At 67.6% G+C, this 8,449-nt stretch carries 10 protein-coding genes; 7 read left to right on the top strand and 3 right to left on the bottom strand.

Annotated features, from left to right (window positions below):
* Nucleotides 1-8: 8 nt before the first annotated feature.
* Complete coding sequence (locus tag AC3AOF_RS17335) at nucleotides 9-215, top strand: hypothetical protein (RefSeq protein ID WP_236989675.1); 207 nt, start codon at nucleotides 9-11, stop codon at nucleotides 213-215.
* Nucleotides 216-228: 13 nt separating this feature from the next.
* Complete coding sequence (locus AC3AOF_RS17330; RefSeq protein WP_488345999.1) at nucleotides 229-993, top strand: sulfite exporter TauE/SafE family protein; 765 nt, start codon at nucleotides 229-231, stop codon at nucleotides 991-993.
* 7 nt (nucleotides 994-1,000) lie between these two features.
* On the opposite strand, the gene AC3AOF_RS17325 is transcribed toward AC3AOF_RS17330, so the two are convergent.
* Entirely contained in the window at nucleotides 1,001-1,585 is a 585-nt protein-coding gene (locus AC3AOF_RS17325; RefSeq protein WP_488345998.1) for a hypothetical protein, read from the bottom strand.
* Between the two features lie 338 nt (nucleotides 1,586-1,923).
* Here AC3AOF_RS17325 and AC3AOF_RS17320 point away from each other — a divergent pair, with 338 nt between their 5' ends.
* The 4 genes from AC3AOF_RS17320 (at nucleotide 1,924) to AC3AOF_RS17305 (ending at nucleotide 4,756) form a co-directional block, all read left to right on the top strand.
* Nucleotides 1,924-2,133: a hypothetical protein gene (locus tag AC3AOF_RS17320; protein ID WP_236989678.1), complete on the top strand. Its 210-nt coding sequence runs from the start codon at nucleotides 1,924-1,926 to the stop codon at nucleotides 2,131-2,133.
* 109 nt (nucleotides 2,134-2,242) lie between these two features.
* A complete protein-coding gene (locus AC3AOF_RS17315; protein ID WP_488345997.1) occupies nucleotides 2,243-3,004 on the top strand; it encodes a 5-oxoprolinase subunit PxpA in 762 nt (253 codons plus the stop codon).
* A 4-nt stretch (nucleotides 3,005-3,008) separates the two neighbouring features.
* A complete protein-coding gene (locus tag AC3AOF_RS17310; RefSeq protein ID WP_488345996.1) occupies nucleotides 3,009-3,731 on the top strand; it encodes a 5-oxoprolinase subunit B family protein in 723 nt (240 codons plus the stop codon).
* Nucleotides 3,728-4,756, top strand: coding sequence for a 5-oxoprolinase subunit C family protein (locus AC3AOF_RS17305; RefSeq protein ID WP_488345995.1), 1,029 nt, complete (start codon nucleotides 3,728-3,730; stop codon nucleotides 4,754-4,756). The genes AC3AOF_RS17310 and AC3AOF_RS17305 overlap by 4 nt, the downstream gene beginning before the upstream one ends.
* Here AC3AOF_RS17305 and AC3AOF_RS17300 read toward each other — a convergent pair.
* The gene (locus AC3AOF_RS17300; RefSeq protein WP_488345994.1) at nucleotides 4,741-6,009 is read right to left on the bottom strand and encodes a serine hydroxymethyltransferase; all 1,269 of its coding nucleotides are present in this window, start codon (nucleotides 6,007-6,009) and stop codon (nucleotides 4,741-4,743) included. The genes AC3AOF_RS17305 and AC3AOF_RS17300 overlap by 16 nt on opposite strands.
* 117 nt (nucleotides 6,010-6,126) lie before the next feature.
* Between AC3AOF_RS17300 and AC3AOF_RS17295 the strand changes: the two genes are divergently transcribed.
* Nucleotides 6,127-7,032, top strand: a complete 906-nt coding sequence (locus AC3AOF_RS17295; protein ID WP_488345993.1) for a LysR substrate-binding domain-containing protein — start codon at nucleotides 6,127-6,129, stop codon at nucleotides 7,030-7,032.
* Between the two features lie 196 nt (nucleotides 7,033-7,228).
* Here the strand turns inward: AC3AOF_RS17295 and AC3AOF_RS17290 are convergent, their stop codons facing one another.
* Nucleotides 7,229-8,242 (bottom strand): hypothetical protein, encoded by a 1,014-nt coding sequence (locus tag AC3AOF_RS17290; protein WP_488345992.1) that lies wholly within the window; start codon nucleotides 8,240-8,242, stop codon nucleotides 7,229-7,231.
* Between the last annotated feature and the right edge of the window lie 207 nt (nucleotides 8,243-8,449).

The raw sequence follows: 8,449 nt of genomic DNA, 5'->3' as shown, positions 1-8,449 counted from the left end.
ATTGCTCCATGCCGCCGCGCATTCCGCTCAGTCCCGGGGGGCCGGGTCCGCTCGGTCTCATCGCTCTCGCCCTCGCGATCCTGGCCGCCGGTGTCGCCCTCGAAGGGCATTCGGTCGACGCATCGGTCTCGCCGCTGGTCTTGCAGGCCGAGGCGCCCACCCGCCCGCTGCCGAGCCCGGAGACGATGCTCCGGGACATGAGCGGCCGCGACTGACGGACAGATCCCCGTGACCGATCTCCTTGCCGGCACCGCCGGACCGCTCGGCTGGGCGGTGATTCTCGCCACTTTCCTCGTCGCCGGCTTCGTCAAGGGCGTGATCGGGCTCGGCCTGCCGACGGTGGCGGTGGGGCTGCTCGCCACGGTGATGAGCCCCGCCCAGGCGGCAGCCCTGCTGATCGTGCCGTCCTTCGTCACCAACGTCTGGCAGCTCCTCGCCGGGCCGCGCTTCGGCGCCCTGCTGCGGCGGCTCTGGCCGATGATGGTCGCCATCGCCGTCGGGACCGTGGCGAGCGCCGGGCTGATCGCAGGTGCCAAGGGGCCGGGACCCGCGAGCGCACTCGGTGCCGCGCTGGTGGTCTACGCGGTGATCGGGCTGGCCGGCTTCGCCTTCCGGGTGCCGGCCCGCGCCGAGCCCTGGCTGTCGCCCGTCATCGGGCTCGCTACCGGCCTCGTCACCGGAGCGACCGGAGTCTTCGTGATCCCGGCGGTGCCCTACCTCCAGGCGCTGGGCCTCGACCGGCACCAGCTGATCCAGGCCCTCGGCCTGTCCTTCACGGTCTCGACCGTGGCGCTCGCCGCCGGCCTCGCGCGGGAGGGGGCGCTGCCCCTTACGGCCGGCGCCGCGTCCCTCGTCACCCTGGCGCCGGCGCTCCTCGGGATGGCCGCAGGGCAGTGGCTGCGCGGCCATGTCTCCGCCCCGACCTTCCGACGCGCCTTCCTGATCGGTCTCCTGCTGCTCGGCGCGCACCTGGCCTCGCGACCGTGGCTGTGACCGACGCTTACTCGTCCTCGTCGTCGAGGGGGCGCAGGATCTGCATCCGGCGGCCCATCGGGTCCTCGATGGTGCTGCGGCGCATGACCAGGAAGCCGCCATCCTGCGCCCGGCGAATCCGGTCGGCCCGGGAATCGACCCAGAGGTCGACATCGCGATAGCCGGACAGGTCCGGTGGCAGCGGGCGGGCGCGCCGCGCAGCCTGCATATCCGACGGTGGCCGGGCGGCAACGACCCGGCGGGCAGGGGCCGGCCGGAGTGCCGCGTCTGCGACAATCCGACGGCTCGGGCGCACCGCGACTTGGTCCCGCCGCTCGGCCTTGCGCCGTGCGAGCGCCGCGCGCTCCGCCTTCCGCGGCCGGGATGCGGTCCTGATGGGGTGTCCGGCAGGTTTCTTCGAAGCCGTGCGGGTCGGCGTCGCGGCGGTGGGTTCCGGGGAGGAAGCGGGCTTCGCCGCCTCCGTCGCGGCGGGCTTGGCCGGCGGGTCGCTCCACGGGCGGGGAGCGGCCGGGTCCTGCGCCCACGCCGGCGGCGCGCACAGGATGCCGAGCAACAGGGCGAGGCCGACCGAGCGGCGCATCCCGTCACGCATGATCGCACCTCCGGATCGGCAGGCGCGGCCTGCCCGGCTCCTCGGTTCGCGCGGCTCGACGCTTGAGTCGCGCGACGGTCGTCGCAACCTGACCGTGTCGGTGAAGGTAGCGGGGCCCAGGGGTGGCGTCCATGCGCGAAGGTTAGGAATCCACCACACTGTCGCGAAGGCGGCATCCCGCTTCGGCACGCATCGCATCGCCGGTTGCGTCGTCACATCCTGCGAGCGCGAGGGAACTCTGTTAACCATTCCGCGTTCCTGCGCCAGCATGCCGATCCGCATTCGCCGGGCCCGCCGCTTGCCACCACCGCGGCATGATCTCTCCGGGACCCGCACCCATGATCCAGTTCGACACGAAGGCGCCCGCGATGGGACGGGCCGCGACCGTCGCTGCGTCGTATGAGGCCAAGTTGCGCCAGGTCGCGATGGTGCTGACCCTGGCGGTCGGCGTGCCGCTGGTGCTCGCGTGGTTCGGCCTCATCGGCTGGGGCGTCTTGTGGCTCGCCCGCAGCGCGCTCGACCTGTCGGTGAGCGCCCTGTCGCTCTGACCGCAGGGGCGGCGCGCGGGACAACCCGGTCCGGCGCGGCCCGCGGGTTGCAGGGGCGCCGGGGCGATGCCAGGACATGGCATCCGCCCGCCTGCCCGGAGTGCCCGCCATGCCGTCCATCGACCTCAATTCGGACCTCGGCGAGGGTTTCGGCGATTACCGCTGCGGCGACGACGCGGCGATGCTGGAGGTCGTGACCTCGGCCAACGTCGCCTGCGGCCTGCATGCGGGCGATCCCGAGATCATGGCCCGCACCTTCGCCATCGCGCGCGCGCGCGGCGTCGCGGTCGGCGCCCATCCGGGCTACCCGGATCGGTGGGGCTTCGGCCGCCGGATCCTGCCCTTCACCCCCGGCGAGGTCGAGCGGCTCGTCGCCTACCAGGTCGGCGCCGCGGCCGGGCTCGCGGCCTATGCCGGCCACCGCCTCACCTACGTCAAGGCGCATGGGGCGCTCGCCAATCTCGCGGCGGTGGAGCGGGAGGTGGCGGATGCGATCGCCAGGGCGGTCAAGGCCGTCGACCCGTCCCTGTCGCTGCTCGCCATCGCCCTCACCGCGCAGGTCGCGGCCGGCGAGGCGCAGGGCCTCGACGTGCACCAGGAGATCTTCGCCGATCGCGGCTACACCGAGGCCGGGTTCCTGATTCCCCGCGGCCAGCCAGGCGCCCTGATCACCGACGAGGCACAAGCCGCCGAGCGGGTGCTCGCCATGGTGCAGGAGGGGGCGATCATCGCGGCGAGCGGCCGGCGCCTGCCGACGCCGATCCGCTCGGTCTGCGTCCACGGCGATTCCGCCCATGCGGTGGCCACCGCCCGGGCGGTGCGTGCCCGCCTCGAAGGCGCCGGCGTGCGCCTCGCCCCGTTCCGGGCCTGATCCGATGGAGAGCCCCCGCCTCCTCGATGCCGGCGAGGCCGCCCTGGTGGCGGAGTTCGGCACCACCGTCGATCCCGCCATCCACGATCGCGTGCTCGCCCTCGACGACGCCTTGCGCGCCGCGCCGCCCGAGGGACTGCGCGAGACGGTGCCGACCTACCGCTCGCTGATGATCCACTACGATCCCCTGGTCCTCGACCGTGACGACCTCGCCGCGCGGGTACGGGCGCTGGCGGAAAAGCCCGCCCCGGCCCGGGCGGGCGCCGCGCTCTGGACGCTGCCCTGCTGCTACGATCCGGCCTGCGCCGAGGATATCGGCGCCGTGGCGCAGGCGACGGGCCTGAGCGTCGAGCGCGTCGCCGCCCTCCATGCAGGGGCCGAGTACCGGGTCTACATGTACGGCTTCGCTCCGGGCTTTGCCTATCTCGGCGGCCTGCCGGCGGAGCTGGCCGTCTCGCGCCGCGCCACGCCGCGCCCGCCGCATCCGGCGAATGCCCTGCTGATCGGCGGGGGGTTGGCTGCGGTCGGGACCTTCCCGATGCCGACCGGCTGGTACGTGATCGGTCGCACGCCGGAGCGGCTCTACGCACCGCAGCGGCCCGAGCCGTTCCCGGTCGCGGTCGGCGACACGCTCCGCTTCGAGCCCATCGACGCCGCCACCTTCGCGGATCTCGAACGCCGCGCCGCGTCCGGCGAGATCGTCGCCCAGCGCCGGGAGGCCGCATGACCTTACGTCTCAGTATCCTCTCGGCCGGTCCCGGCGTGACGCTCCAGGATGGCGGCCGCCACGGCTACCTGCGCTACGGCATCACCGCCGCCGGGCCGATGGACCCGCTCGCCCACGCCACCGCCAACCGGGCGCTCGGCAACCCGCTCGGGACCACCGCGCTCGAGGTGTCGCTGGGCGGCGTCGAGGTGACGGCGGAGGGTGGACCGCTCGGGATCGCGCTCGCCGGGGGCGAGTTCCGGATCAGCCTCGACGGCGCCCCCCTGCCGCCGGCCTGCGCGCTGACGCTCCATCCCGGCAGCCATCTCGTCGTGCGGGCGGGCCGGGCCGGGGCCTGGGTGTATCTCGCCGTCGCGGGCCGGTTCGATCTGGCGCCGACCCTCGGCTCGACCGCGACCCATACCCGCTCGGGCTTCGGCGGCCTCGACGGGCGGGCGCTCCGGGCCGGCGACCGGCTGACGATCGCGGAAGGCCGCCCCGGGCCTGCCGATCCCCACGCCCTGGTGGCGCCCTGGCTCGTCCGCCCGCCCGAGGAGATCCGGGTGGTGCTCGGGCCCCAGGACGATTTCTTCTCGGAGGACCAGATCGCCGCCTTCCTGGACGGGCCCTGGACGGTGACCACCAAGGGCGACCGGATGGCCTGCTTCCTCGACGGCACGCCGCTCACCCACGCCAAGGGCTACAACATCGTCTCGGACGGCATCGCCATGGGGGCGATCCAGGTTCCGGGGGAGGGCTGGCCGATCGTCCTGATGGCCGACCGCCAATCCACCGGCGGCTACCCGAAGATCGCGACCGTGATCGGCCCGGATCTCGGACGCCTCGCTCAAGGTCAGGGCGGCACGCGGATCCGCTTCCGGGCGGTCGACCGCGCCGAGGCCCTGGCGGCGCGGCGGTCCGAGGCGCAGGCGCTCGCCGGGCCGGTGGCGATGGAGCCCCTGATCCGCACCGATTTCAGCGCCGAGTTCCTGCTCGGCCGCAACCTGATCGGTGGGGTGGTGGATGGGGCTCACGCCCCGCCGTAGATCGGGAAGCGCCGGCAGAGCGCCAGCACCTCCTCCCGGATCGCCGCCAGCTCGGCCGCGTCGTGAGGCGCCGCCACCACCCGGGCGATCCAGCGGCCGACCTGTCGGAACTCCTCGGTGCCGAAACCCCTTGCCGTGCCGGCATTCGAGGACAGGCGCAGGCCCGAAGGCGCCTCGGGCGGGCGGGTGTCGAAGGGGATCTGGTTCTTGTTGACCGCGAGCCCCGCCGCTTCCAGCGCCTTTGCGGCCACGTCGCCTGTCACGCCCTGGGGCGAGAGGTCGACCAGCATCAGCCCGCAATCGGTGCCGCCGGCGACGAGGCGTATCCCGGCCTCGGCGACGCTTGCCGCCAGGGCCCGGGCATTGTCGAGGACCGCCTGGTTGTAGGCTTGGAACTCGGGCCGCAAGGCCTCGCCGAAGCAGGCCGCCTTGGCGGCGACGCTGTGCATCATCACCGAGCCCTGCACGCCCGGGAAGATCCCGTAATTGATCCTGTCCGACAGAGCGGGGTCGTTCCACAGCACCAGGCCGCCCCGGGCGCCGCGCAGGGACTTGTAGGTGGTCGAGGTCACCACGTGGGCGTGCGGGAAGGGGTGGGGATGGAGCCCGGTGGCGACGAGGCCGGCGAAATGCGCCATGTCGACCATCAGCAGCGCCCCGACCTCGTCGGCGACGGCGCGCAAGCCCTCGAAATCGAGGGCGCGGGCATAGGCCGAGCCGCCGGCGACGATCATCGTCGGCCGGTGCTCGCGGGCGAGGCGGGCGACGGAGCCGAGCTCCACCCGCTCGCTGTCGCGCTCCACACCGTAGCGCACGATCCTGTAGTCGCGCCCGGTCAGGGTCGCCGGATGTCCGTGGCTGATATGGCCGCCGGCCTCGACGCCCATCGACAGGATCGTGTCGCCGAGCTTCAGGAGCCCGAGGAACACGCCCGCATTGGCGTTCGAGCCCGAATGGGGCTGCACGTTGGCGAAGCGGCAGCCGAACAGCCGCGTCGCCCGGGTGACCGCCAGGGCCTCGATCGCGTCGGCATGCTCGGCGCCGCCGTAATAGCGGGCGTAAGCCGGGCCCTCGACGGTCTTGTTGGTGAGGACCGAGCCTTGCGCCTCCAGCACCAGCCGCGAGACGATGTTCTCCGAGGCGATCAGCTCGATCCCGTCCCGCTGCCGGGCGAGCTCGCCGCGGATCGAGGCGGCGAGTTCCGGGTCGGCGTCGAGCCCGCGGTCGAAATAGCCGTCGTGGAGGAGGCGCATGAGAGAGGGTCCGTCGCTGGCAGAGCCCGAATGTCGGGCTTGCCGGCGTCGCCTGCAAACGGGATAAGCTGAGGCTCAGGCCAAGCTTTTCTTGGTCTTGCGAATGTGAGCCTTGCGATGGATCCGGCCGGCCGGGCGGCCCCGCCCTCCCTCAACGCCCTGCGGGCCTTCGAGGCGGCGGCGCGCCATGGCGGCTACGTGGCGGCGGCCCAGGAACTCCACGTCACCCCGGCGGCGATCGGCGCCCAGGTGAAGGGGCTCGAGGCCTGGCTCGGCCGGCCGCTCTTCCACCGCCGGCCGAACGGTCTGTGCCTGACCGCGGAGGGGAGGGCGGTGCTGCCGTCCCTCACCACGGCCTTCGACGCGGTGAACCAGGCCGTGCGGGTGATGCGGGCGGTCGGCCGGCCCCGCAGCCTGACACTGGCGGCCCTGCCCTGCATCGCCCAGCTCTGGCTCGCACCCCGGTTGCCTGCCCTGCAGGCCACCTTCGACCTCGACGTCGCCATCCTGACCCGGGACGACCCGCCGGACTATCTTCGCGAGATGGTCGATCTCGGCCTGTATTTCGGCGACGCCGCGCCCGTCGGCTGCACCTCCCGGGTGCTGGCCCGGGACGACCTGTTTCCGGTCTGCGCTCCCGCGCTGGCGGCGTCTTTGCGCGATCCCCGGGACCTCGCCGGGACGACGCTCCTGCACGATTCGGTCTGGCGTGAGGACTGGCCGCGCTGGCTGAGCGCCCACGGTGCCGGGGCCCTGCGCCCGGCCCGGGAGGCGGCCTTCTCGCTCTATGGCATCGCGCTGGACGCGGCGCTTGCCGGCCACGGCGTGCTCGTCGGGCACAGCGCGCTGGTTGGCGAGGCGCTGGCCGACGGGCGCCTCGTCGCGCCGTTCGGGGATCGGGTGGTGGTGGGGGCGCCGCTGCGGCTGATCGTGCCGGAGGGTGGGGAGGGGGGAAGGCTGGTGGGGGTGATCCGGTGGTTGGGGGGAGGGGTCACCAACGGAAGTAGCTCTTGCGATCGATGAGTGAATGTCGCTCAAACTTTTTTAAAAATAAATGCCAAATAGATATCTTTTATTATAAAATCCACCATGATCTATGCAATATCTCACTTTTATAAATTTTGCGGAGCAATGAAAAGGCCATCATCTGTGAATATTAATAAATATTTATTTACATGAGCGGTTAAAAAGAGGAATAATATATAAAAATATTTTCTAATTATCCTGTTTTAAGATAATTAGCAATGCGCGCGCCGGAATTTATGTGTATGCTAATAATATCTTTAATCCATCCGTGAATTCGAAGTTCGATATCGGTGTGCGATCCCACAAAATAGTCTCTTCCTAAATAGCGCTCAGGCTGTCCATTTGCGTAGCAATCTCGCCAGCCTTGAAATGAATAATGCAAAGGTTGCTCATTTATTTCGGCGGTCTCATAGCCAATATAAATCTTTTCAAGTTCAATAGCGGATGTTGAATGAATTATGTCGTGCCTAAATTGTATCATTTCCGATATAGAGCTATCTTTTTCGACTTCTGCGAAAAGATCGTCTAGAATTGATTTTGGCATCCTACGGAGATTTAATTTTCGAAGATCGCTGAAATGCCGCCCTCCAGCCGGTTTAAACTTTTTTGATTGTGGGTCTGTTTGATCAAGATAGTGTATTAGCTTGCTATGAATATCCAGTGATGTGCATAGAGAAATAACAGCCATTGTTGCGGCTGTCGAAGCGCGATATGCGTCCGCACCATGATGGATAACTTCATTTGTCTTTAATTGCGATAAGGTGGGCGAAGATTTAATAATACAAGTCCGCTGTAGTTGTAGAAGCTCTAAGAAAGAAACAATTGATCTATGAACGAGCGATGTAATTTCTCGAAAAATTCTTTTGAACTGCTCAAGTGTCAGCCAGACTTCAAGGGTCGCTAGATCGAGCGGTATTTTTCGATCGGCAATCGTTTTTCGAAAATGTTTGTCGATAAATTCCAGCGCCTCGCGTGACCCATCACCATAGCCGAATTCAAGATATCCCAACGGGATAAAATAAATATCTTGAAAAAATTTATCTTTACGATCTCCGAGAATATAGTCGCTCAATGCGTAGTCGAGATGAGCGGCATACCAATGCTCAAGTTCATGCCATCTAAAGCTTGAGAATGTCGATAACTCTCTTATTTCTTCAATTGGAACTAGCGGAGATATATTGTATTCCGCCTTCGCCCATCGGGTCATATTATCCAAATCCGCGCAAAATCGCGGCATTGTGGAGTTTCCAAATGCGTCCTGCACGACATAACGAGAATGTGATATCTCTGCGATAAAAAGACCCTTCGTGGCAAAAAATATATTTTTCATCTCTTGAATCCAATAATCTGGCGTGATTGTTATTTCGGTATTTTTTGAAAGTCAATCCCATTTATAGGCCGGCGGAAGAGCCGC

The sequence above is a fragment of the Methylobacterium sp. 142-1Y genome (assembly GCF_057747795.1).
The sequence above is the reverse complement of the archived record's forward strand: the minus strand, read 5'-3'. Positions and strand labels throughout refer to the sequence as shown.